The following is a 23,796-nucleotide window of genomic DNA, read 5'->3' as shown; positions in this document are numbered from 1 at the left end:
GTATCAATGGGATCGATTGATTCCTTTTCCCTGATCAAAGTAACCGGAACTGGAATCAATGGGATCGATTGATTCCTTTTCCCTGATCAAAGTAACCGGAACTGGAATCAATGGGATCGATTGATTCCTTTTCCCTGATCAAAGTAACCAGAACTGGAATCAATGGGATTGATTGATTCCTTTTCTCTGATCAATGTAACCAGAACTGGAATCAATGGGATCGATTGATTCCTTTCCCTGATCAAAGTAACCAGAACTGGAATCAATGGGATCGATTGATTCCCATCTCAGGATCCAAATCAGACACTGGTGCTTCATTCCACACCATTTGTATTCATCTATATTTTTCTTAAATTCCAGAAATTATACGGCTTCATATCGTTCGTCAGTGGTTTCATTTCATAACCGTTGTCTTTTAAATATTTTAATATTTTCGGAAGGGCATCTGCCGTTGTTGGTTTATCGTGTAATAGAATGATAGGTGTAATCCCAGCCTTTTTCATGTTTTTAATTTGATTGATGGTAAAATCGGCAGTTTTTGGACCATTCAACCATTTCCAATCGAGGCTGTCAATGTTCCAATCCCACATCTTGTATCCGTATTCATCCATTTTTTTACGATATGGTGTGGTCATATAAGGCTTGCTGCCATACGGGACACGCATCACAACCGATGTTTTACCTGATATTTTTTTCAATGTGGCGAAACAGGTTTTCATTTCTTGTGCTGCTGATGTTGGAGAATGATAAAACTTGTTTGTGTCATGGGTGACACCATGGCAGGCGAGACCGTGGCCACTCTTCGTCATTTTCTTTACAGCATTTTTGTGATACTTCATATTGTCATTAAGCATAAAGAAGGTAGCTTTAGCCTTGTATTTATCTAGTATCGATAAGATTCGGTCGATACTATTATTAGGACCGTCATCAATTGTAATGTATGCGATCTTTTTCGGATGTTCCTTTTTGATGGGTGGTTTCGGTTTTTTCTCAGATGCAATATTAGCATTTGGTATGTGGGCTTTTGTTATTTTATCGTCAACAGGAGCCCCCTTATTTATATTTTTTACAATGGAGAACCATGGATCCGATCCATAAGCTTCTTTTTTAAATTGATTTTGAACGACAATATCTGCATTAGCTGTTTTTTGGTTGAATAGTAGAATCGTTAAAAAACATGTAATGATGACAAATACAAACATTTTTTTCTTCATTATTTTTCCCCCTTTATTCTTGACCTACTCCTTTTGAATACCTGTTTTACTACCATTGTTGCTATTTTATACAGGGTGTAAAGTCCTAACATTCTGCATATTCAGAGCAACTTTTCATATGTAATGAGACTTTTGTAACAAAAATGTAACCAAAATTTTGAAAGGATTTTGTCAAATTTTCGTGAAATATATAGTATATTTATGTAAGTACATTTCGAAACTCGAAATCTACTAGTTTATTGTATTACGATTTTCCTTTCCCCTCTATAAAATATATGCTCTTTTTATGAAAATGATTTAGGATGTCGGAAAATTATCTTTTTGTATAACTAATAATGCGATTAACAGTTTGTTTCATCCAAATGTCCGAGGAACAGGTACAGACATAATAAAATTGTAGGTCTATATGTAGTAATTACTGGATAATCTTAATAAGAACGACATTTTTTCATGAATCTTTTTTTCCAGTGGCTCTTTTCATAAAGTCTAAGTCAATGCAAAAAATAAGAAAAGATGCCCTGAAATCAATTTAATATTGGGATATTTCATAATGTACAAAATTGAAAATAATTTTTAAGAAACCACCCTGTCATAGAAATCGTCTATACATTTGTAATGGAAGTTTACTGAAAAAGAAAAGTGGAAGCGCCTTAGTCTGCCCCGAAAAACTCGAGGGCCGGCTGCTTGCGCTGGACAGAAAGGAATACGCAAATGAGGAGTCAAAAGAAAAAAACAATAAAGAGAAAAAAGTGGCTTGTTGCCATGTTAACAGTATTGATTGTCATGTTAGTAGGAGGAGGAGCTTACGCTTACTCTGTCTATCATTCTTTTAATAGTGCCGTTAATTCGATTCATAAACCTGTTGAGCGTAAACAGCCAGTGAAACGAACAGAAGAAGTAGCCGTCAAAAATGGGGATCCATTTTCAGTTCTTATGCTTGGTGTAGATGAACGTAAAAATGATAAGGGTCGTTCAGATACAATGATTCTAATGACGATCAATCCACACTTACAGTCGATTAAGATGCTAAGTATTCCGCGTGACACTCGAACGGAAATTGTCGGACATGGAACGGTTGATAAAATTAACCATGCCTATGCATATGGTGATGTTGAAATGTCAATGGACACCGTTGAGAACTTTTTAAATATTCCGATTGATTACTATATTAAAGTAAATATGGAAGGCTTCCAAGACCTGGTAGATGCTGTTGGCGGTGTTACCGTCCATAATGATTTAGCCTTTTCTGCTGGCGGTACAGATTTTCAAGAAGGTGATATAAAACTTAATGGAAAAGATGCACTTAAATTTTCCAGAATGCGTAAAGAGGATCCAGAAGGTGACTTCGGACGCCAAAAAAGACAACGGGAAATTATTGAATCCATTTTAGATGAAGGAGCCAGTATCTCTTCCTTATGGAATTATGACAATATTTTCGATGCTTTAGCGAAAAATGTGAAAACGAACCTTACTTTTAAGGAAATGATGAGCATCCAATCAAAATATAAGGATATCAGAAAAAATATTGAAGAACTAAAAATTGAAGGTGATGGTAAATTAATGCCTACTCAATCTGGTGATAACATCTGGTACTACCTCGTTACTGATGATGAAAGACAAAAGGTTTCTGACGTACTAAGGGAGCATCTTGAATTGAGTAAAGCAACAGTAACCGCATCACAATCTTAATGGGAAACGCAGTGACAATGATGAAAAATCATTGGAGCTGCGGTTTTTATTTTATGCCGCTTTCTTAAAGATTGTTGTTTTTAACGGTAACAGATCAGTTTTCTGATAAAATTTAATTTATAGACACCTTAAATGAAATAGATTTTTATTAAAGGGGAAATGATTATGACCAAAAAGCAAAAAATTATTTTTAGGAGTTCTATTATTGCAAATACTATATTTGTCCTTCTGATTGGGTGGTTTTTTATAAACATCAATTTTACAAGCGAGCAATTATTCTTTACTGAAGTACAAGAAAACTTAGTTGAGTTAGAAGGTTTGATTGCCCAACAAAAAGATAATAATTGGTCTGAACCTAACTTAGTTACAACTAAATTAGGTGATGTTTTGAATGGAATAGATCTTAGTTTAAGTAATGCAAAACATTTAATGTCAGTAACTAATGGGGATAGAGAAATTTTAGTAAAACTAGCCTCAAAGCTTAGGCAGCATCCATAAGATGAGCTATATAAATTTTCAATATTGACCAAAGAAGATAAGGAAAATTTTGAATTACTACGAACAAATCTGCGAAAAGCTGGATTAGGACTAAATATTACTATACACAATGATTGGGATTCATTTATGAGTAAATCAAAAGCATTAGAAGAAAGTATTGAAGTCCCGTTAAATAAATAGTATGACCTCATATAAGGGGTCTTTTTTTGTACCCCAAAGACTATATGAAAACAGACCATATTTAAAAGAAGAGGACCAATTTTTTTTATGGCCATATTTTAGACTTTCTGAGTCATAATTTTCTTTTTCAGGACATATTTCGGAATTTCAAGGGCATTTCACTTTCCTAATTCATTCACTTTCTTTCCAAGGACATTGATTATAACTTTTTGTTTCTGTTAGGGTAAGATTGTTCTCTGAATTTTTCCTCCTACTACCTATCCCCTACCTTTCGACATATTCATAAAAAAATCGTTGGACCATCACTTTCTTTGCCGAAGTGATACTAGTTTTGTCACATGCAAAGGAATTCGTCATCTAGAGATAGAATAAGTGATTAATAAAGGAGGGATTAGTTTGAACACTGCTAGTGCGGCAAATTTACTGGGTGTTTCCCAACGTACCATTCAGCGATGGATCAAACAGCTTGACCTTGACATGCATCGTAATGAACTTGGCCATTTCCATTTTAATGAAGAAGATATTTCTGTGTTAAAACATATTCAAGAAGAAATCCAGAATGGAATACTCCTTCAGGATATAGTCGTGGCACCCAAAAACAGTCGGAAAGGAAAAGCTCTGATGCATAAAAAGGAACCGATAGTGGATACACTTCTTGAAAAGGTAAATGAATTAGAAAGAAGTTTGAATGAAAAGGCTGATGATGTTGTTTCTTATCAGCTTTTAACCCACAGAAGTGAGCTGGAAGAATTGAAGAATGAAGTGACTCAACTTAATATGCGCGTAGAATTTCTAGAAAATGAATTAAAAGAAAAAAACAATAATGAAAAAATAGTCAACCTCAATCAAATGAGAGAGAAAAAGAAAGTCAAAAGGAAAAATATTTTTACAATGTTATTTAGTTTATAGCACCTAGTGTGTTATTTTTTTTTGCCTTGATCGCTGTATCTGGATTTTTTCAGGAAAAGAAGCAGTGAATGAAACCTAAGATTTACTTCAAAACGACATGTCAAAGTAGTACTCGGCATGTCGTTTTGCTGTTACTTATTAGAGCCTCAGAAAGCTTAACATATTCTTTGAAGGCAGCTCTTTCCAAAGTTTCTCCATTTATGAAAGTATCTTATTTTACAGAAATGCATAATATATTTGAGAACAAAGGCACATCTGACCTAAGGGTGTAGCTCAAAATTTTTAAGATAAAATAACCACCTAGCTTGCCAGGCATATAGGGTGGTTATTGTTTTTTCTGAAATGCCAGCATGCCTACAATCAGTAAACCAAACGTTAACATCGCTTGAATCGCTTCATACACTGACATCTTCCACACCTCCCTTCCTGCGGAATCTGGAGGTGAGCTATCGCCCCTTATTGCACCCTTACAATACAATATTTAAAATGTTGAAAGAATGTGCTAATGTCCTGTAAAAACGTTGAGAAAATATTAAAACTTTGTTGAGAATTACTCAACAAAGTGAAGGGTTATTTTGGTACAGAGGTAGAGGGTATACATCATACTCCTCTGTAACTGAATAAATGGACTACTCTGCTTGAATTGGTCCTTTGATCTTAGAAATTAGGTCCCACTTCTCAAATAATTGGTCCGATCATTTGGAAAAATGAGCCCCTTATCTGAATATACGATCCCCTCTGGAAATGGTCCTTCGTGCCGAGTTAATAGGCTCTTTTCTCATTTTTATAGTCCATATTTCCGTAGGTTATAGCCCTGCATCCAGCATCACTGCACACTTTGATAGCCATACACCCTCATGTAAAACTGTTGAATTTTCCTCAATTTAATTTGCCAAACTTACACTTTTTTCAACACCGTTACATAGCATGCTACAAAGGCACTCCAGAAAAACAAAATAAGATAAAGAGAATCATCATTCTGTTGGGCTGAATGTATCGCAACAAATTATGATTGGTTAAATAGATTAAAATTATCGAGGAGGAATTGTCAATGTATTACTGTGTTGCTTGTTCGCGGCTTCACAAGGAAAAGGTAGGTAAAAGCAAGATATTTGAGAATGGATTTTATATAGATCCATTATTAGGACAAAAAATTCATTTAGGGATGTGTGATAAGGAAGATTGTGTTGGAAGTAAGCAGAATAGAATTAGGCAAAGCGTCATCCAAAGGGAGTTTCCTAAAATAGTAAGTATCATGGATTATTTACCTGCTCACCACCGTAAGGAGAGTAATAACATAATATCATAGAAAAATGTGAAAGAAGCCAAGTGCTTTTTATAAATGCCTTGGCTTCTTTCATACGTTTTTCCATAACAAGTATAAGGTACTCATTCTTCATCGCTTTTTTGCGTTATGTCTTCCTTGTTAATGTATCCGATTCTGCCAAGATAGTTGATAACATAGCAATCTTCTAGAATTTGATAATATTCTACTGTTTGTCCGCTAAAAATTTCTCCAAATGAATCGTTGAAGGAATTGTCTTGATAAACATTCGTGTTCTGCTGAAGTTGAATGGTACCTTCAGAATCCTTATTTTTTGGCAAGTCAAAAACAGCTTGGTAAATCGGAGTGGTTGCTGATTCTAGTACATACACTTTTTTCTCACCGAATTGAAGTTCACTGTATTTTCCGTTCTCCTTTATTCTCGGGTAAATAAGTCCTTTTTTTAACAAACCGATTTTAACTAGCTTTCCTTCGGTGTTACTGTATATAGGTGTTCCATCATTATTGATTTGAATATATTTCACTTCCGGTGAAAATTCCAGAGTGACAGTATTTTAATGAATATATGCGATCCGATCACCAAACGATATTTTATAATAATCGTGACTTATCGAAGTTGCCGGTAGTTGTGTGTCTTTATTAATAGTTGCTATTGGTTTTCCTTTAGTGGAATCCTTATTTAAAATGGATGTAGTCTTTTTCACCTTAATCACATAATTATTTTTGTAGGAATCGTTGGCAAATCCGGTAATAGGTGCTTTCGAATAGGCAGTAACCCACTTTTTCTGAATATAGCCTTTGTTTGTACCTGCTTGAATTGCTAGCCATTCTCCTTGATTCGATGTTACTTTAAATGCTTCACCCTTTTTTAGGATACCGATTTTCTTTTTTGCTTCTTTGTTTTGATACACTGCTACATCTGACTTTGCTGTAAAAAATGAGAAATTATTTTTTTCTTTATGGTGCTTATAGATAATAGAAGCCAGTGTAGAAATGACCTTTTTTGATTTTTCATAGGACATTTTATTCGTCATTACTGCAAGAACGAAAGGATTCTTGTCATAGATGATTCCGACATCATTAGACACTTGGTTCATTGGAATCATTCCAACTTTATGGGCGACATTTGCCCCTTTTATCCCTTTTGGAATGGTTTCATTATAAATGGTATTTTGCAAATAATTTACAAGCTTTTTTCCATTGGAACTGTTTTTCGAGTACTCGTAAAGATGTTTTGCGTATAGAGTCAAATCGTGTGATGATGTTTTATTTTGACCATTAGGATACGTATAGGTTGCTCCAAGCTTTTTCATATATTTTATAAAATTGCCTTGTCCCACTTTTTCTTTGTGCATGATAAATGCGATATTGTCACTGTAAACCATTGCTTTTTTGAGAAGGTCCATTATTGTATATTTCGTCCCGATTTTATCCTTTTGAATCACACCACTTCCGCCATAATAGTGATGGCTTTTGTAAGTCAACTTTTGATTCAGGTCGAGTTTTTTTCATCTGCCAGCTCCATCACATACATAGCAAGGGGAAGTTTAATTGTGCTAGCTGCTGAGCGGGAGATCCCGCTATTCATTTGAAAGCTCTCCCCTGTAATTAAATCCAAATATTCAAGTGTAATTTCTCCACCAGTGCTTTTTATGTATTGACCTAGATCTTTTGATACATTTCTCTTAAAAACTTGATAGGAATTATCAATCGTTGCTGCTTGCGAATGAGGGCCAACGATTGATAACAAATAGATTAATAGAATGAAAACGAATAAAATGGTTTTATTAAATTTCACCATTTATACTTCCTAGTGCTTTTCTACTATTTTAAAGAAAGGAGGTATTCGTTTTTGTCATTTTATGTCGAATGAATAAGGGATATTATTTTTTTGTTATTTTTCCAGCCTTTATCGTAACACCGAACGAGATGGATTGAAGGTTTTTCCAGACCTTTTTTCGTTCTGTACTGCTTTGTGAAATGATTTGGTCTTTGTAAATTTTATATGGTGTTATACTCATCGTAAGTTTATTTTGATTGATATCAATGTGAAGTAAGCCGGTTTGGGCTTTATCTCCAGTGACATAGTCCGGGAATAAAAAGTTACCAAGAGAGTAGGCAATTGGTTTGCCTTTATAGTATTCAAACCCTTGAAGTACGTGTGGATGGCTTCCGATGACTCCATCGGCACCTGCATCAATCATTTTTTTCGCCCATGTTCGTTGAAACGCTTCTGGTCTTTTGTTGCGTTCAACTCCCCAATGAAGAAAGACAAACAGATAATCTGACTTTGCCTTTGCTTTTTTAATAGTTGTTGTCATCAGATTTAAGTCATAGCCGTTTGCTAAACCTGCACGGTTTGATTGGGCCACCCAGCTTAAATCGGGAAGGACCCGTGAAAAAGCAAGAAAGGTAACTTTTTTCCCCTTTAATTTATAGGTTTTTGCTGTGTAGGCTTCCTTTGAATTGTAGCCGGCACCTATATATGGGAGCTGGTATTTTTTTAATGCCGCCATCGTGTCGATTAACCCTTCTCGTTTAAAATCCATTGAATGATTATTGGCAAGGGAGACCATATCAAAGCCAGCATTTTTCACTCCCTTTAATGCGCTTGGATTTGATTTAAAGTTGTATTCCTTTGGAAATTTTGACGTTCTTGTTGTAACAGCAGTTTCTAAATTAACAACGGCAAAATCACTGTTTGTAATCTCTTTTTTCACCTGTTGAAAGGGGTAGTCAACGCCTTTCTTGTTTATCGTTTCTTTTACAGACCAGTCCATCATCAAATCACCAGCAAAGGTAATGCGGATAGGTGATGTGACTGCTTTTGATTGAGGCGAACTAAGTGAAAACAGCAAGATTAGTAGAAGAGTAATTTTGATAAATATCTTCATCCCTTATTCCCCCTAGAACTTTTATACTATTGTAATAGAATGGGGATGTCGATGTTGGTCGATTTGTGGTGGAAATATTACTTAATTTTTAGGCGTAAGACCTTGGTTTCTCGCTCTTTTTCAACCTAATCTTTTCATTCGTTTTTCCTTATGTTTTTGAAAATCCCAGTTCATTAAAAAATTTTTGGCCGAAGTATAGCCTGATTGATAGAGAAATTCAATTTCATTGTCTTTCAATTCAAAATCTGTTGCATTGATGTATCCAGTTGGAATCTGTATGGTCCGTTCAATCGTTTCGTCGTTCATATATCGTAAATCATGGGCTTGAAGCATCGTTTTGAATATGTTTTTAAAAAGATGGATCGGTGTTGGTATGACAGGATCGATGTTCACTTCATCTTTCACGAAATGAAATCCAAAGGTTGGAAAACGAGGGTTATCTGTATCAAATATCCATATTGGAAAGTTACTTAGTAATCCACCATCTAGAATATAAGATTTGTTAAGGTCTTTTGATTTCCAAATCACAGGGCGGAAGAAAAATGGCAGAGAGGCACTCATCATAACGGCGGTTGATACTTTTAAATCAGCTGGAGTCATCCCATATCGCTCCAAATCATCTGGTAAAATGAGCATTTGCCCATTCGAAACATCTGAGGCAATAACTTTTAACTTTCCTTCTGGAAGATCTGCAAATGTTCGAATGCCTTTTTCCAATAAAAGTGAATCCACCCATGCCTCTAAATGATCGTTCTTATATATTCCTAGATGAATCATTAGTTCCAGAAAAGTACCAATAAGAGGAATGCTATTTAGGATTGTCTTACCTCGAAGCTTTGAGAAATTGATTTCACTTATCCGTTCTCTAATTTCCTTGCTCTTATAGCCACTTGCCAAAAGTGCAGCAATAACGGCTCCAGCTGATGTTCCAGCTAATCTTTGCCATTCTACGTTTGCCTCTTCCATCGCTTGAATCGCTCCAACAAATGCAATTCCTCTAACGCCGCCACCCTCAAAAACCGCATCTGCCTTCATTATTTTCCACCTCTCGATCAGAGTTATTGGTGTTTACTTACAATTATTGCAAATAGATTAAATTTTCACAATCATACAAAAGAACCTGTTTTATTAGTTTTTGTGGGGTTTGGCGGACACCAGTTCCGTTATTTGTACAAAAATGGGTTAATTTATTATATTTGCGGACATAGGTTCCTCTATTTTGTATAAAAGCAGTAGTTTCCTTGTATTTTTTCATAAATAACGTACTCAGTGTCCGTTTAGCCCTTAAATTATGGTCATTTAATAAGGCTCTTTTCATATAAATTGTTGTTTTTAGACTATAAACTTAGTCCGTTGATTTCCGCTCCAGACACTTGCTTTCCGCGGGGAGGGATGGGAGCCTCCTCAGCGTTACCGCCTGCGGGGTCTCCCACTTCCCTCTTTTTCCCGCAGGAGTCAAGTGCCCTCCGCTACAATCAACTCAGATTGTTAATACAATATCAAAAAAAAAGCAACAAACTTTACGAAAACAGCCTTTAATAAAAATAACGGATTCAATGTCCGCTTATGATAGCCCTCTTCGCGATTTATCTATAACAAACCTTCTTTCTAACATAGATGTAAATTCTTATCTTTCAAGAAAAAACACCCTGAACCTCATAAGAGTTCAGGGTGTTCGTGGCACTCATTTAAATACATTGGCAACTTTTTGAACGACGATTTTGCTGCCACCTTTTTGGACTCCTTCGATCAGCATAGCGACGAGTAGGTCTTTCTTTTTCGAATCGTAAGCGACGAAGACTCCATTTTCTTTTCCTTCTTCATTTTTCGAGCTTTTTAATTCGGCTGTTCCCGTTTTCCCAGCAAGGGCTACATTTGGCAGATTCGCTCCGTGTCCAGTGCCGCGTGGGTCAGCGACCACTTGACGCATCATACCTGCAATCGATTTTGCATTATCTGCACTGATAATATTTTTCTTCCATATTCCTGTGTTTTTCTCATCAAGCAGGAGATATGGTTTCAACAGATTACCGCTATTTAAAAACGGTGTGTAGGCCGTTGCCAGCTGCAGGATATTTGTCAGCATTTGACCTTGCCCATAGCCTGTGTCAGCAAGCAAGATTTCTCTATTTAATGTTCCGTCCGATGAGATCTGTGACTTTTTCAATGGATAAGTGAACGGAATTTCTTCATTAAAGCCAAAATCCTTTAATCCTTTGACAAATTTATCAGCACCCATATCTAGTGCTGCTTGGGCGAAGAATATGTTGTCGGAGTACATTAATGCTGTTTGTATATTAATTGGTCCACTCGTTTCATGAACCCGGGTTATTTGATATCCACCCCAGCTTCCACCTTTTCCCCAAGACTTTCCGTTAATGGTTTTCGTATCGGTCGTTTTTAATGAGCCATTTTGCAAGGCAATGGCACCTGTAATCGGTTTGATGACAGATCCTGGTGCATAAGACAGTGCAAATCGGTTAATTAAAGGCTGAAGCGGGTCTTTTTCAAGTTTGGTATATTCTTCTCCAGATATTCCTTGAGCAAAATCATTAGGATCAAATGAAGGCGTACTTACTAAGGAAAGAACCTCACCAGTAAGCGGATGTATCGCTGCTGCTGTTCCAGCATTGTCCTTCATTTCGTTATAAATTTTATTTTGGAGATCTCCATCAATGGTCACTGAAATATTTTTACCATTTTGAACTTCCGTTTCTGCCACAACTGTTTCCGTTCCATCCGGTTTGATAATTGAAATTTTTTCTCCTGGTGTTCCACGGAGTTTTTCCTCAAACAACTGCTCCAAACCTCGTTTTCCAACGACACTGTTTGATGTATAACCTTTGTCCTTCTCTTTTTCCAGCTGTTCAGCCGTAATCGAACCAATATAGCCAACTAAATGAGCTGTTGCTGCTCCAAATGGGTATACTCTACCTTCCGTGTCTTGTTTATCGACACCAGGAAGATCTAATAGCTTCTGAACAAGTCCTTCATTTTCCGGAGATACTTTTTTGATTGGCACAAATAAGTTTGGCTTTACCCATGATGCCTTCAACTTTTGATCAATTTCTGAAACAGACATATTTAGTAAGGATGCTAGCTTTTGTTTCACTTCTGCTTCATGGCCAGCCATTTTTTCCGGGACAATTCCAAATTGATAAATCTGACCATTAATCGCCAGGCCGCTTCCATTTCGGTCACGGATTTCTCCACGCTTTGGATCAATCGTAACAGGTTTGATTTTATCCCCTTTTTCTAAGCCTGGTAAAATTAACTCTGGGCTCCAATCAATATACCAATTGGTTTTCTTGTCTTTTTCCTCTTTTTCCAATGTGACTTTCTTTTCATATTTCACTTTGCCTGCCACTGTATTGAAGGAAATATTGATTGGGACAGACACTTTATCTTTCTTTTTAAAATCGTCTTCCTTTAATTGTTTAAAGGAGACTTTTAAATCACGAATTTCAAGATCTTCGTATATTTTAGGATAACGCTCAACAAAGTCTTCGGATTTGAATTCTTTTTTTGAACTTGTCGAAAGATAATTGTTGTACATTTTTTCAAAATTACTTTTATCCCAAAGCTTCACATATTCATTTAATCTATCATTCGGTGAAGGTTCTTTTTCGCAACCCGCTAAAATTAATAAGAACAAACCAACAATAAAGATAACCTTTTTCAAAATAAAGCCTCCTTTTCTTGTCCTTAAGTATATTATACAAAAGAATAGGACAACTATTCTAAGACTTTCGTCACCTTTTCACAAAAAAGGGGTACAATTGTCGAATATTTTGATAGAATAATAGGTGAATTAGTAAAGTCTTGTTGCTTTTTAAGAAAATTTTAATCATAAACTAATCCCAGTATTAGAATTTTACCTACTATACGAAACTAGCAACAATTTTTGCGAAAGGCTCTTTTTTTCAAAAGTCCAAATGATACGGTACCAAACATTGAAGAAAGATGCCATCATTAAAATCGATTTTAATATTTGAAAAACAACCTTTTGAAACCAACTAAAAAAATGGGGGGGAAATTTGTTTTGAAGAAAGCGATTATGTCGATTGCTGCAACGACAATTATCACATCTGCCTTTGCCCCACAAGCATTTGCAGATACGTATAAAGTTAAAAAGGGCGATTCCCTGTGGTCAATTGCCAATAAATATAGCACGTCCACAACCAAATTAAAAGAACTGAATAAATTAAAGAGTGATATGATTTATCCTAACCAAGTATTAACGGTTAAAAAATCAAACAAAACGATTTCCGCAGTAACGAAAAAACCTTCTTCGACTACTGCTAGTAAAACCTCAACCTATAAAGTAAAAGCTGGCGATAATCTTAGTAAAATTGCCAGTAAATATAAAGTTACTGTAACCCAACTGAAAAGCTGGAACAAACTTAAAACCACTGTTATTTACCCTGGTGATGTCCTTAAAGTTTCAAAACCGACGTTGGCTTCAACTACTGGCCAAAAAACACCGGCAGCAAAGCCAGCAACTCCGAGTCCGAGCGTACCAGCAAAACCTAGTACACCGACAAAACCAGTTGCTACTCCACAAGGTACATATATTGTCAAATCAGGCGATACTTTAGGAAAAATCAGCTTAAACTTCGGGATGTCTGTAGCCGATTTGAAAAAGCTTAACAAATTAACATCAGATATGATTTACATAGGGCAAAGCCTGATTGTAAAAGCCCAATCAGGACAAACGAATCCACCTAAGGTAGAAACTCCAGCACCAGATTTACAATTTTCTGTAAAAAAATTAGTTGATGAAGCTACCAAATTATTAGGCACCCCATATGAATGGGGCGGGTCTACCATAAAAGGTTTTGATTGCAGCGGATTCATTTATTACGTTTTTGGAAAAGCTGGTGTCAATTTACCACGTACATCTAGTGAAGGATATTACAGCCGTTCCTATTATGTGAAATCTCCACAAATTGGGGATCTTGTCTTTTTTGCAGATACTTATAAATCCGGTATCTCCCACTTAGGTATATACGTCGGAAATAATCAATTTATTCATGCAGGCGATAATGGTGTACAGCTCTCATCCTTAAATAATTCTTATTGGAAATCCCATTTTGATGGATATAAGAGATTGTATGAATTAGATTAATCGTGTACGGACCAAGTTCAATGTTCGAATTGGACTTGGTTTTTTTTTCGGAAATTGAAGGTAAATCTTCATTTGGAACGTATTCACAAATTCTTGGGTCATTCCTCGAAACTTTTTGGTCATTCTCTCAATTTTTAGGATTCCTTGTAATTATTAGGACGTTATTCTCCGATCAGGACATTTTCTCTATTTTTAGAATCACGCTTCAAAATATATAGGTCATACCCAAAATTTTTTGGGACATTTTTCAAAATTCCTATGATATTCTTCGGAATTTTTAGATAATCCATTTGATTATTAGTTCCTTCTTTTGAAATTAATGGGATATCTAGGACTTCCGCTCAACTATATAATCTAAATATCATTATTTGACCTAAAAATACCCATTTATTAAGGACTTTTCTCACTTATCACAAACCTATTATTCTGATAATATACGCTTGTACGAAAAGGCAAAACCATTGAAAGATGGTGACGCAAAACTACAGGGACTAAGGCTCAGTGAGCTAATGTCAGCCAGTTATCGAATCGGAGGGTCGGAAGTTGAGTAAATTTTTAACACCAGAAGAAATGTACATGAAGAAACAAAGGCAAAAAAAGCTTAACTATATATTAATTGGAGTTGTCGTAGCTGCTGTTTTTTGTGCCATTCCTATATTGGCCTATCATATGTAAGAAGAGGATTTTTCTCCTCTTCTTTTTAAAAAGGTAAGAAAGTATAAAATTTACTAAGGGTATTAGACATGAAAAGTGTCTACTATGTCTAGCTCCAGCGCCTATCGGCTAGCGGATTTCTCCGTCTCCTCCCTACGATAAGTCAACATCGACTCGTCCCTCGCCGTGTTTCCTTTATCTCAGTCGAAGACTACAAAATCCGTACGCCGATGAGCAAGGCGCTTGCGCTTTTCTAACTCGGGGTACAAACTTCAATGTTCTCCCTCCGCAAGGCATCATGAATATTCCTCGCTATTTCCACTGCATGTATACCGTCACCATGGATGCATATCGTATCTGCTTTTATCAAAATTTCTTCACCATGAATCGTTTTTACTTTTTGATCTTTGATCATCTTTAAAATTTGAGCAATGGAATCCTCGATTGAAGTGATTATTGAATTCGGTTGATTTCGAGGTGTTAATGTTCCGTCAGATTGATAGGTTCGATCGGCAAATACTTCATGAGCAACTTTTAAGCCACGTTTTTCTCCTGCTTTTGTTAACTCGCTATCTGCAAGTCCATATAATATTAATTCTGAATCAAGATCATAGATGGCCTTAGCAATCGCTTCTGCTAAACTTGGTTGAACTGCTGCCATATTATAAAGGGCTCCATGCGGCTTGACATGCTTTACTTTCCCGCCGTGTATGTTTGCAAAGGCCTGGAGGGCACCAACCTGATATATAATAAGATGATAGGCTTCATCAGGAGAAATGTTCATATTTCGTCTGCCAAACCCTTGAAGATCTGCGAAACCAGGATGGGCACCAATTTGAACTCCGTGTTTAATAGCCTGTTTAACCGTTTCATTCATCACATTTGGATCTCCTGCATGGAAGCCGCACGCAATGTTAGCGGATGAAATATATTTCATCATTTCTTTATCGTTTCCGATTGTATATTGCCCAAAGCTTTCACCTAAGTCACAGTTAAGGTCGATTTGGAGCATGAATGTTCACCCTTTCATTTTAAGTAGCTTTTGCAGTATATTGATTGTTTTCGAGTTTTCTCTATAAATTTGTTGGGCCTCACGAAGGGTGACTTTCTTGAACCGAATTGTATCCCCTGGCTTACATTGTGCCAGCTTCGGGAAATCGGCTGTGATTACTTCTCCTATTTTCGGATAGCCCCCTGTCGGCTGCCGGTCTGCCATAAGTACGATAGGCTGACCATTAGGCGGAACCTGAATCGTACCAAATACGGTTCCCTCGGTAATCACTTCATTTTTCACGTTCGTACGAATTGGTTGACCGGTTAATCGGTAGCCCATGCGGTTAGACTCTGAACTGATTTTATATTCGTTCCCTTCTAGGTTATTGGAAAACCAATGGGCATGTCTTCCCTCAGTATACCGAATAGTTTTGTCATTTATATATGAAAATAGATTTGGATCTAGTCTTTGTTTTATAGTAGATATTTTATTTGGTTGATTAATAGAAACATAATCTCCTGCTTCTATTCTTTTTCCAATATCAGCATTTATGTATGTACTTTTGCTGTTTAAAACTTGTTCACAAGCAAAACCGCCACTAATCGCAAGATAGATTCGACAGCCTTTTGCTGTATTTTTAAAGGTGAGAACATCTCCTTTTTTTACAAAAATCGACTGACCATTCTGAACAGAAATGTCGTTTATTGTCGGCTTCATGTCGGCACCACACATACAAATCGTTGTATCCGTGTCGAATTCGAAGGTAGCACCAATCATTGTCATTTCTATGACTCCCTCATTTGGATGATTCCCAAGCAGAAGGTTAGCAAGCTTCATCGCCCATGTATCCATGGCACCACCGACAACAAATCCATATTCCTGAAAACCTTGTCGACCACTATCTTGAATGGTCGACAATAATCCCCCTTTTAATACTTTTATTCCCATGACTGTTCCTCCATTGCATAAAATTCTTCCCGCGTGATCGACACGAATTGAACTTGGTCACCTGGTTGAAGTAATGTTGGTGGAAATTTGTCCAAAGAAAATAATGGGATTGGTGTTCTACCGATAATTTGCCAGCCGCCTGGTGTTTCAAGTGGATAAATACCTGTTTGCTTCCCTGCAATTCCAACAGATCCTTTAGGAATTATTAACCGAGGCGAGGATTTTCGTGGTGTGGCAATTTTCGTATTCATTCCCCCTAGAAAAGGAAAGCCCGGCGAGAATCCTAAAAAATACACATCATAAATGGTCGAAGTATGGATATCAATCACTTCTTTTTCACTCAATCCATTGGATTCTGCAACATATGACAAATCTAAAGCAAACTCTTTGTCATAGCAAACAGGAATTTGAATAGTCTGCCCCTTTATTCCATTTTCCGATTGTGCTTTTTCGAGTCTGCTGCTTATTTCCTGACAAACTTTATCGTAGGGAAAAACCGATTTTATCTGCAGCGGGTCATAATGGACCGTTAACGTTGTGTATGCTGGGACGACTTCAATCATTCCTGGAAATGGATGGTCTTTCAAATACCTTGCTGCCGTTAGAACGGATTGGTTAATTTTCCGATCAATTTCCCCTCCAAATTCTATCAAAACCGCGGAATCCCCTAGTGGAAACATCATGTCTCACGCCCTTTGTTGGTAGTTGTTAGAATTGTATCACAAATTGAATGAACGATGTCTAACATTTGAGGATTGCTGACAAACTTTCCCGGGAAATGTCGAACTAGTGGGAAACAAAAAAATTCGTTGTAATATGTCGACAAAAATGCAATAAATGTCTAAAAACGCTAAACAAAAAACGCCATCATTCGAGGATTTTTGCACTGTGCAAGGATAAAAGATTTTTATAGAAAATAATTCCAAGTTGTATTATAATTTTGGAAATATTTAAAAAGGGGGAAACCACATGTGAGAGGATTGTTTTAAACAAACAAAAGGGGAACATTCAGACTACCGGGGTAACGATCTATGAGGATGAGTTTGTGTATGTAGGTCATATCGATAATAATGGAGAGCCCTGTTATTTAGGACATTTGATGATCGATTTGAAAAGACAGTACAACGATTATTTTTTGGAAAATTCTTAATGGAAAGGATGCGAGTATACCTAGTGATTTTGGGAAATAAAGGAGAAATTAGTTTGTTAAAAGATAAACTCTATGAAATTATGAATAATGATTATGCTTTACCAGAAGGATTAAATGAGTTTGAAGCAGTACAACAGGTTATTGCTGTGCTTGGTTCCACAGATGCTGAACTTCGAGATAATTTGGGATATCATGTCCTTGCAAAATGGTTGTTAGATAAGAAATTCCTAACAAATGAACAGTTAGAAAAAGTATTGGAGCAAGCCATCTCAAAGGACTTGCTTCTCCATAAAATTGGAGAAGTTGATTCAGATAGTGTTTTCCAACGTACCTTTTCGTCTCTCCTAATTGCATTAATTTTAATTCGGGATAATCGGGATCCATTTTTAAGTGAGATATCTTTTCGAAATGCAATGGATAGGATCATCATATACTGTGAATTAGAAAAAGATTACCGAAGTTATATAGAGGGTAAAGGCTGGGCACACGGGCCTGCACACATTTCCGACGCAATTGATGAATGTGTACAAAGTAGATTTACTGGGATGGCCGATTGCGAAAGTTTGTGGAATAGTCTTATGAAGTTACTAATAAATGCTCCTCAAGTATTTGATGCCGAAGAGGACGAACGAATAGCAACTGCAGTTACTACAATGGTTGAGACTGGGAAAGTATCCATTCCAACATTATGTCATTGGCTGGGAAAAGTGGTTTTACCTGAAAAGAAGGACATACCATCGATGAATCAACGTATTAATTTCAAGCATTTCCTACGCTCTTTGATAATAAGGTTACAGACAAAAGGTTTAATAAGTAGAGAGGAGCATAGTCTTATTGAGATTGAACGTACATTTAATACCTTTTTATAGAAGTAGTTTATCAATTAATGCTTGAAAATATAGCGATTCTCGGTCATCAATGTGCTGTATTGAAATCAATTCCAAATTTTATATGTAAAAACGTAACAGACATACCCTATTAAAAATCAAAATGATAGAAATTGTATAGTTTATTTACGTATACTTTTATTTCACTAATATGTTCATAGTATTTAGGAGAGTATACCGTGGAACTATATCCGATTTCATTCGACCAAAACAATAAAATAACCAGGATAATACATAGTTTATATCTAAAAAAAATAATTACATTAAATGAAAAAATTAAATTATCGAGATTATTTGATCTCATGCTTTATGGTGATTTATTAAAGGCAAAAATTCTATTGATGAGTTACGATCATTATCTATCCTATCAGGCAAGAAAAATATTGGATGATTTATATCTAAGAAGTTCCTCATAGCTACCCTCTGTTTTAGAAAATGAAATTTGCAAACATATTGGAACAATTGCAAATGTTAAGTTGTTAAAGTAAATATTTTTGATGATTTATCTATTAACTTAAAAAATTTTTAGAAATGGCTCTTTCCTGAATAGAAAAGAGCCTTTTTAAAAACATTGGAAGCTTACTAATTTAAATCCAACTGTTCCTTAATTTCCTTTTGGACTCTTTGTTTTTCTTCTTTTGAGACAAGCCCATAATAAATACGATCAATGATTTTTCCTTCTTCTTGAATTTCTAACTGCTGAATATCCTTTGCTGCATCCCTATAGTTTTTTTGAATATCGACCATTTGATCAAATGTTAAATTCGTTTTAATATTTTTCCCAAGTGCATTGAGTATGTTTGAATAATTGGCTAAGGTTGAAAGGCTAGTTCCTTTCTTAATAATCGCCTGAATAATCTCTCGCTGCCTCGATTGCCGACCGAAGTCACCTCTTGGATCCTCGTACCTCATTCTGGAATAACTTAATGCTCTTTTTCCATCAAGCTTGATTTCTCCTTTTGGAAAATGAAATCCACTATCCGTAAAATCGAAATCATTTTGGACAGTCACTCCACCAACAGCATCGACAATATCTTTGAAGCCTTTCATGTTAATCTTTACATAATAATCAATCGGGATATCAAGAAAGTTTTCAACGGTATCCATGGCCATCGGAACTCCGCCAAAAGCATAGGCATGATTAATTTTATCTACTGTTCCTTTTCCGATAATCTTTGTACGGGTATCTCGGGGAATGCTTAGAAGTTTTACAGATTGGTTGTTAGGATTTACCCCAACCACAATGATTGAGTCTGAGCGGCCACGATCTCCTTCTCGTTCATCAATCCCTAACAATAGGACGGAAAAAGGATCTTTTTTTGTCAAAACTACAGGCACCACACGTTTTTCTGATTGCTTTCGTTGAATCGGCTCATGCATCGTCACTACCGCATTTTTAACAGATTGATAGACTGAAATACTATACACTCCGCCACTAATGAGGATGATTAGAAGAATGATGCCGGTTATTTTCAACCATTTTCGATTCTTTTTTTTAGCTTTCATATGAAAAATCCCTCCAAAAAACCATCCTATACTTTATGTAATGAATGACTTCACTAGGAACGTAATATTCCTCGTTTTCAGCGATTCACCAAATTTTCCCTTATAGGATGAATTCATAGTTAAGGTTTAGGAAAAAACTAATCTGTGACTAAACTATTTTTGAAGGCCTAATAGTACCTATTGTTTTTATTAAAGTTAGTTCCATTTAACGAACAGGCAATCAAAAAAAATAATTATTGTGTCAATTCATATTTAACATCCAAATAATTTTTCACTAGTAGATCGTAATCTGTTTCACTCTTTAAAATAAAGTCAATCATTTCTCTTACTGCACCTTCCCCACCTTTTGCATTTGTAATATATGTAACGTTCTTTTTCACAAATTCAACTGCATCATGTGGAGCAAAGGAGAGGGCTGAATGTTGAATGACCGGTAAATCATTTAGATCATCACCAATTGTACAAACATGACAATAATCAAGATTTAAGTCAATCAACAACTTATCAAAAACTGCCTTTTTATCACTTACTCCTTGGTAAACATAATCTATCTTTAGCTCTCTCGCCCGGTTCAATACGGCTTCCGACCTGCGACCTGTAATCATCGCAAATTTGATCCCATAGTATTTTGCAAGGCTTATTCCCATCCCATCTTTTACATGAAAGCTTTTCATCTCAATCCCATCGGAACCAATAGTTATTTTTCCATCTGTTAACACTCCATCAACATCTAAAATGATTAATTTGATTTTCATTTCCTTATAACCCCATTTTGGTCAAGTCTTGTATATGGATCATGGCAATTGGACGCCCATCTTCATTAACTACAGGAAGGACATTTATCTTATTCACTTCCATTAGCTTCAATGCTTCAACAGCTAACCTATCTGAAGTGATGGTAATGGGGGAGCAATTGTACAAACCTTCAATCGTTTTATCCATCATTTCGATTCCAGATGTTAGTGCCCTCCTTAAATCACCATCCGTTAGAATTCCAATAAGCAAGCCATTCTCATCCACTACACTGACCGCACCTATTCCGGACTCAGTCATTTTAAATAGAACTTCTTTAAATCCTAAACGATTACTAGCTATAGGATTTTTCCGATTCTTTTGGATGATATCCTCTACCGTTAATAATAGCTTTCTTCCCAAAGAGCCGCCTGGATGATAAAGAGCAAATGTTTCAGGGGTGAAATTTCTAGCTTTTAACAGTGCAATGGCAAGTGCATCACCTATTGCCAATGTTAATGTGGTGCTAGTTGTAGGTGCTAAACCTAGTGGACAAGCCTCATCTATTTTCCCAATACTAATGGTTATATCTGATTTTTCAGATAGCGTAGAATAAGTGTTTCCAACTAAGGCAATCATTTTTGCACCAATTCTTTTTATAGAAGGAATTAGTTTAATGAGTTCTTCCGTTTCCCCACTATTGGAAATCGCGATAATAATATCTTTTTCTGTAACCATTCCTAAATCACCATGAAGTCCTTCTGCGGGATGTAAAAAAAAGCTTGGTGTTCCAGTACTAGCCAGAGTAGCTGAAATCTTTTTCCCCACTATCCCTGATTTCCCCATACCTGTTACAATCACATGACTAGAGCAGTTTAATAACAATTCAATCGCTTGGATGATTTCATCACCTAGCAATTCTTTATAATGAAGGATGGCCTTCGCCTCTGTCTCCAATACTTCTCCTACACTAGCAATATAATTTTCTTTCGTATGAACAAAAGATGGCACGGTCAAACTCCTCCTTTGACGATTTGATCAATCACTTTCACTTGTTTTAACATAGACTCCAATTGATCAAGTCTAACCATGTTAGGCCCATCAGACATAGCATGGTCAGGATCAGGATGTACTTCTGCAAATAAAGCGTCCATCCCAACAGCTGCAGCCGCCCGTGCTAAAACGGGTACATACTCCCGGTTTCCACCTGTAGTTGTCCCTTGACCCCCAGGAATTTGTACACTGTGGGTAGCATCAAAAACGACTGGAACCCCTAATTCTTGCATGATTGGAAGGGATCGCATATCAACAATTAACTGATTATAACCAAATGTAGTGCCTCTTTCGGTTAAGAGGATTTTTTCGGTTCCAGATTCTCTAAGCTTAACCACTACATTCTTCATATCCCAAGGAGCTATAAATTGTCCTTTCTTCACATTCACTATTTTCCCCGTTTTTGCCGCTGCCACAAGTAAATCAGTTTGACGACATAAAAATGCCGGGATTTGAATGATATCAAGAACCTCACCAGCTAACTCTGCTTGATACGGTTCATGAATATCCGATGTTACCGGAATAGAATATTTCTCCTTTACATAAGCCAACATCTCTAATCCATGTTCAATCCCTGGTCCTCTGTCAGAAAAAATAGACGATCGATTGGCTTTATCAAATGAAGCCTTAAAAACAAATGGCATATTTAGCTTTCCCGTGATTTCTTTCAGAGCTGCGGCTGTTTCATCAATTAATTGTTTGCTTTCGATTAAGCAAGGGCCTGCGATTAAAACACACGGACTGTTTCCACCGAAAATTATATGATCATTTAGTTTCACTTCATTCACCATAGGCTTTTCCTCCAGCTTCTATTAATAAATATAAATCCCTTATTCTACCTGTTGTTAACCTGTTCAAGCAAAATCATTATTTATTTCCTGAATTAAGCAACATGATCGATGTTTTTATTTCCTTTAGTTGCTAACCTTTTCTTCGCAAAAAACTCTATTTTTGAAATGACATATTTCCCATATCTTATCGAAGGTCTTTCGAATAAATACCAAGCGATTGTTGCCATAATAATAGACAAAAGCAGGGTTAGTAAATAAATAACCCACACAGAAATCACATCATAAAAACAGTAAATTAAACTATAAAGGATTGGTAAATGATAAAGAAATAGACTGTAGGAAATTTTCCCTAAAAACAGTAATGGTTTATTGAATAAAAAACGATGCACCCGCCTTGAAAATAACGCAAACACAATGATGGTAACAGACCCTAGTGCCACACAATAGTTGCTGGCAAGGTCTCCATAAAAATATAGTCCTATTTTATTCATTATCATTGACGCAATGAAATTATAATTGGCAGAAATAAATGCAAATAATAAAATGATAATTTTCTTTGCCAATGTTAGATTTTCATATGTTTTTCTAATGTCATTTAAATGTTTGGCAATGATCCCCCCAATGATAAACATATTCATATATTGGAAGGTGTAGAAAATTGAGGTATGATAACCAGCGTTCAGTTGCCAATGAAATATTTGATTAAGCCCCCCTATTAAAGATAAACATAGTCCAAACAGCAAAGATATTTTCCAATTAATACGCATGATAATAAAAGCGATTATTGGAAAAATGATCGAAATCCGTATGTCTTGTACGATATACCAAATAACATTATTGAATATATTTGAATTAAAGTTTCCAATCACCAACACATGATTAAGCACGTTTTTTACTGTAACTGGCTCAGTCCAAGAATTATTAAACCAACCACTTAGTTCGTTAATTCCCTCTTTTGAAAAGAGCATACAGGATGCGATTGATAGGACAATTGCGATTAAATAAGGGATATATACACGAAAAAATCTTTTGGCCAAAAATATTCCATAGGTGGATTGGATCCCATAACAATATGGTAGATACAATACAAAACCACTTAATATAAAAAAGCAATTGACTGCCGAATCCCCCTGAAACAACATATTAAGTGGAAAATAAAATGAAAATAAAGAGGATAAAAGAGGGATTGCGGTAACTAAAGAAATATGACTTGTCATGACTAACATTACTGCAATCCCGCGAAGTGAATCTATTTGATCATAACGTTTAAGCATAGCCCCTCCA

23 protein-coding genes, 1 pseudogene and 1 riboswitch are annotated in these 23,796 nt (G+C 36.0%); of the genes and pseudogenes, 8 read left to right on the top strand and 16 right to left on the bottom strand.

Annotation, left to right across the window (positions count from 1 at the left end; all coding sequences use genetic code 11):
- Window positions 1–338: 338 nt before the first annotated feature.
- Complete coding sequence (locus tag ACQKP0_RS08565; protein ID WP_427405412.1) at window positions 339–1,214, bottom strand: polysaccharide deacetylase family protein; 876 nt, start codon at window positions 1,212–1,214, stop codon at window positions 339–341.
- A 711-nt stretch (window positions 1,215–1,925) separates the two neighbouring features.
- Between ACQKP0_RS08565 and ACQKP0_RS08560 the strand changes: the two genes are divergently transcribed.
- The 4 genes from ACQKP0_RS08560 to ACQKP0_RS08545 all read left to right on the top strand — a co-directional run bounded on the left by ACQKP0_RS08560 (window position 1,926) and on the right by ACQKP0_RS08545 (window position 4,490).
- Window positions 1,926–2,903 (top strand): LytR family transcriptional regulator, encoded by a 978-nt coding sequence (locus ACQKP0_RS08560; RefSeq protein ID WP_427405411.1) that lies wholly within the window; start codon window positions 1,926–1,928, stop codon window positions 2,901–2,903.
- A gap of 165 nt (window positions 2,904–3,068) precedes the next feature.
- Window positions 3,069–3,401 carry a hypothetical protein gene (locus tag ACQKP0_RS08555; RefSeq protein WP_427405410.1) on the top strand — a complete coding sequence of 111 codons (333 nt, stop codon included), beginning with the start codon at window positions 3,069–3,071 and terminating at the stop codon, window positions 3,399–3,401.
- A gap of 24 nt (window positions 3,402–3,425) precedes the next feature.
- A complete protein-coding gene (locus tag ACQKP0_RS08550; protein ID WP_427405409.1) occupies window positions 3,426–3,581 on the top strand; it encodes a hypothetical protein in 156 nt (51 codons plus the stop codon).
- Between the two features lie 396 nt (window positions 3,582–3,977).
- On the top strand, window positions 3,978–4,490 hold the full coding sequence (locus tag ACQKP0_RS08545) for a MerR family transcriptional regulator (RefSeq protein WP_427405408.1): 513 nt from the start codon (window positions 3,978–3,980) through the stop codon (window positions 4,488–4,490).
- A gap of 325 nt (window positions 4,491–4,815) precedes the next feature.
- Here the strand turns inward: ACQKP0_RS08545 and ACQKP0_RS08540 are convergent, their stop codons facing one another.
- A complete protein-coding gene (locus tag ACQKP0_RS08540; RefSeq protein WP_427405569.1) occupies window positions 4,816–4,899 on the bottom strand; it encodes a putative holin-like toxin in 84 nt (27 codons plus the stop codon).
- A gap of 642 nt (window positions 4,900–5,541) precedes the next feature.
- On the opposite strand from ACQKP0_RS08540, the gene ACQKP0_RS08535 reads away from it, so the two are divergent.
- Window positions 5,542–5,799, top strand: a complete 258-nt coding sequence (locus ACQKP0_RS08535) for a DUF3973 domain-containing protein (RefSeq protein ID WP_427405407.1) — start codon at window positions 5,542–5,544, stop codon at window positions 5,797–5,799.
- A gap of 80 nt (window positions 5,800–5,879) precedes the next feature.
- On the opposite strand, the gene ACQKP0_RS08530 is transcribed toward ACQKP0_RS08535, so the two are convergent.
- From ACQKP0_RS08530 to ACQKP0_RS08505, 6 genes and pseudogenes are all read right to left on the bottom strand, one after another.
- Window positions 5,880–6,299: a hypothetical protein gene (locus tag ACQKP0_RS08530; protein ID WP_427405406.1), complete on the bottom strand. Its 420-nt coding sequence runs from the start codon at window positions 6,297–6,299 to the stop codon at window positions 5,880–5,882.
- A 30-nt stretch (window positions 6,300–6,329) separates the two neighbouring features.
- Window positions 6,330–7,363, bottom strand: a pseudogene (locus ACQKP0_RS08525) (serine hydrolase).
- Between the two features lie 295 nt (window positions 7,364–7,658).
- A complete protein-coding gene (locus ACQKP0_RS08520; protein WP_427405405.1) occupies window positions 7,659–8,669 on the bottom strand; it encodes a CapA family protein in 1,011 nt (336 codons plus the stop codon).
- Between the two features lie 120 nt (window positions 8,670–8,789).
- The gene (locus tag ACQKP0_RS08515; RefSeq protein ID WP_427405404.1) at window positions 8,790–9,704 is read right to left on the bottom strand and encodes a patatin-like phospholipase family protein; all 915 of its coding nucleotides are present in this window, start codon (window positions 9,702–9,704) and stop codon (window positions 8,790–8,792) included.
- A gap of 43 nt (window positions 9,705–9,747) precedes the next feature.
- The gene (locus ACQKP0_RS08510) at window positions 9,748–9,924 is read right to left on the bottom strand and encodes a hypothetical protein (RefSeq protein ID WP_427405403.1); all 177 of its coding nucleotides are present in this window, start codon (window positions 9,922–9,924) and stop codon (window positions 9,748–9,750) included.
- A gap of 429 nt (window positions 9,925–10,353) precedes the next feature.
- Complete coding sequence (locus ACQKP0_RS08505) at window positions 10,354–12,351, bottom strand: penicillin-binding transpeptidase domain-containing protein (RefSeq protein ID WP_427405402.1); 1,998 nt, start codon at window positions 12,349–12,351, stop codon at window positions 10,354–10,356.
- Between the two features lie 360 nt (window positions 12,352–12,711).
- Between ACQKP0_RS08505 and ACQKP0_RS08500 the strand changes: the two genes are divergently transcribed.
- Entirely contained in the window at window positions 12,712–13,797 is a 1,086-nt protein-coding gene (locus tag ACQKP0_RS08500) for a LysM peptidoglycan-binding domain-containing protein (RefSeq protein WP_427405401.1), read from the top strand.
- Window positions 13,798–14,238: 441 nt separating this feature from the next.
- Window positions 14,239–14,325, top strand: a riboswitch (cyclic di-GMP riboswitch).
- Window positions 14,326–14,340: 15 nt separating this feature from the next.
- Window positions 14,341–14,472, top strand: a complete 132-nt coding sequence (locus ACQKP0_RS08495; protein ID WP_427405400.1) for a hypothetical protein — start codon at window positions 14,341–14,343, stop codon at window positions 14,470–14,472.
- A 232-nt stretch (window positions 14,473–14,704) separates the two neighbouring features.
- Here ACQKP0_RS08495 and ACQKP0_RS08490 read toward each other — a convergent pair whose 3' ends face one another.
- From ACQKP0_RS08490 to pxpB, 3 genes are read right to left on the bottom strand one after another with little or no spacing between them, the layout of a single operon-like run.
- Window positions 14,705–15,463 carry a LamB/YcsF family protein gene (locus tag ACQKP0_RS08490; RefSeq protein ID WP_427405399.1) on the bottom strand — a complete coding sequence of 253 codons (759 nt, stop codon included), beginning with the start codon at window positions 15,461–15,463 and terminating at the stop codon, window positions 14,705–14,707.
- Window positions 15,464–15,469: 6 nt separating this feature from the next.
- Window positions 15,470–16,393, bottom strand: a complete 924-nt coding sequence (locus tag ACQKP0_RS08485) for a biotin-dependent carboxyltransferase family protein (protein WP_427405398.1) — start codon at window positions 16,391–16,393, stop codon at window positions 15,470–15,472.
- Window positions 16,384–17,076: a 5-oxoprolinase subunit PxpB gene (gene pxpB, locus ACQKP0_RS08480; protein WP_427405397.1), complete on the bottom strand. Its 693-nt coding sequence runs from the start codon at window positions 17,074–17,076 to the stop codon at window positions 16,384–16,386. Before pxpB ends, ACQKP0_RS08485 begins: the two co-directional genes overlap by 10 nt.
- Window positions 17,077–17,596: 520 nt before the next feature.
- Here pxpB and ACQKP0_RS08475 point away from each other — a divergent pair.
- Window positions 17,597–18,412: a DUF2785 domain-containing protein gene (locus tag ACQKP0_RS08475; RefSeq protein WP_427405396.1), complete on the top strand. Its 816-nt coding sequence runs from the start codon at window positions 17,597–17,599 to the stop codon at window positions 18,410–18,412.
- Between the two features lie 600 nt (window positions 18,413–19,012).
- Here ACQKP0_RS08475 and ACQKP0_RS08470 read toward each other — a convergent pair.
- From ACQKP0_RS08470 to ACQKP0_RS08450, 5 genes are all read right to left on the bottom strand, one after another.
- Window positions 19,013–19,936: a LytR family transcriptional regulator gene (locus ACQKP0_RS08470; RefSeq protein ID WP_427405395.1), complete on the bottom strand. Its 924-nt coding sequence runs from the start codon at window positions 19,934–19,936 to the stop codon at window positions 19,013–19,015.
- Between the two features lie 233 nt (window positions 19,937–20,169).
- Window positions 20,170–20,691 carry a KdsC family phosphatase gene (locus tag ACQKP0_RS08465; protein ID WP_427405394.1) on the bottom strand — a complete coding sequence of 174 codons (522 nt, stop codon included), beginning with the start codon at window positions 20,689–20,691 and terminating at the stop codon, window positions 20,170–20,172.
- 4 nt (window positions 20,692–20,695) lie between these two features.
- Complete coding sequence (locus ACQKP0_RS08460; protein ID WP_427405393.1) at window positions 20,696–21,679, bottom strand: KpsF/GutQ family sugar-phosphate isomerase; 984 nt, start codon at window positions 21,677–21,679, stop codon at window positions 20,696–20,698.
- Between the two features lie 2 nt (window positions 21,680–21,681).
- On the bottom strand, window positions 21,682–22,509 hold the full coding sequence (gene kdsA, locus ACQKP0_RS08455) for a 3-deoxy-8-phosphooctulonate synthase (protein ID WP_427405568.1): 828 nt from the start codon (window positions 22,507–22,509) through the stop codon (window positions 21,682–21,684).
- Window positions 22,510–22,604: 95 nt separating this feature from the next.
- Window positions 22,605–23,786: an acyltransferase family protein gene (locus ACQKP0_RS08450; RefSeq protein ID WP_427405392.1), complete on the bottom strand. Its 1,182-nt coding sequence runs from the start codon at window positions 23,784–23,786 to the stop codon at window positions 22,605–22,607.
- Window positions 23,787–23,796: the final 10 nt, after the last annotated feature.

It is taken from the genome of Heyndrickxia sp. NPDC080065 (genome assembly GCF_050281185.1).
GTDB lineage: Bacteria > Bacillota > Bacilli > Bacillales > Bacillaceae_C > Heyndrickxia.
This window is presented reverse-complemented; position numbering and strand designations above follow the sequence as displayed.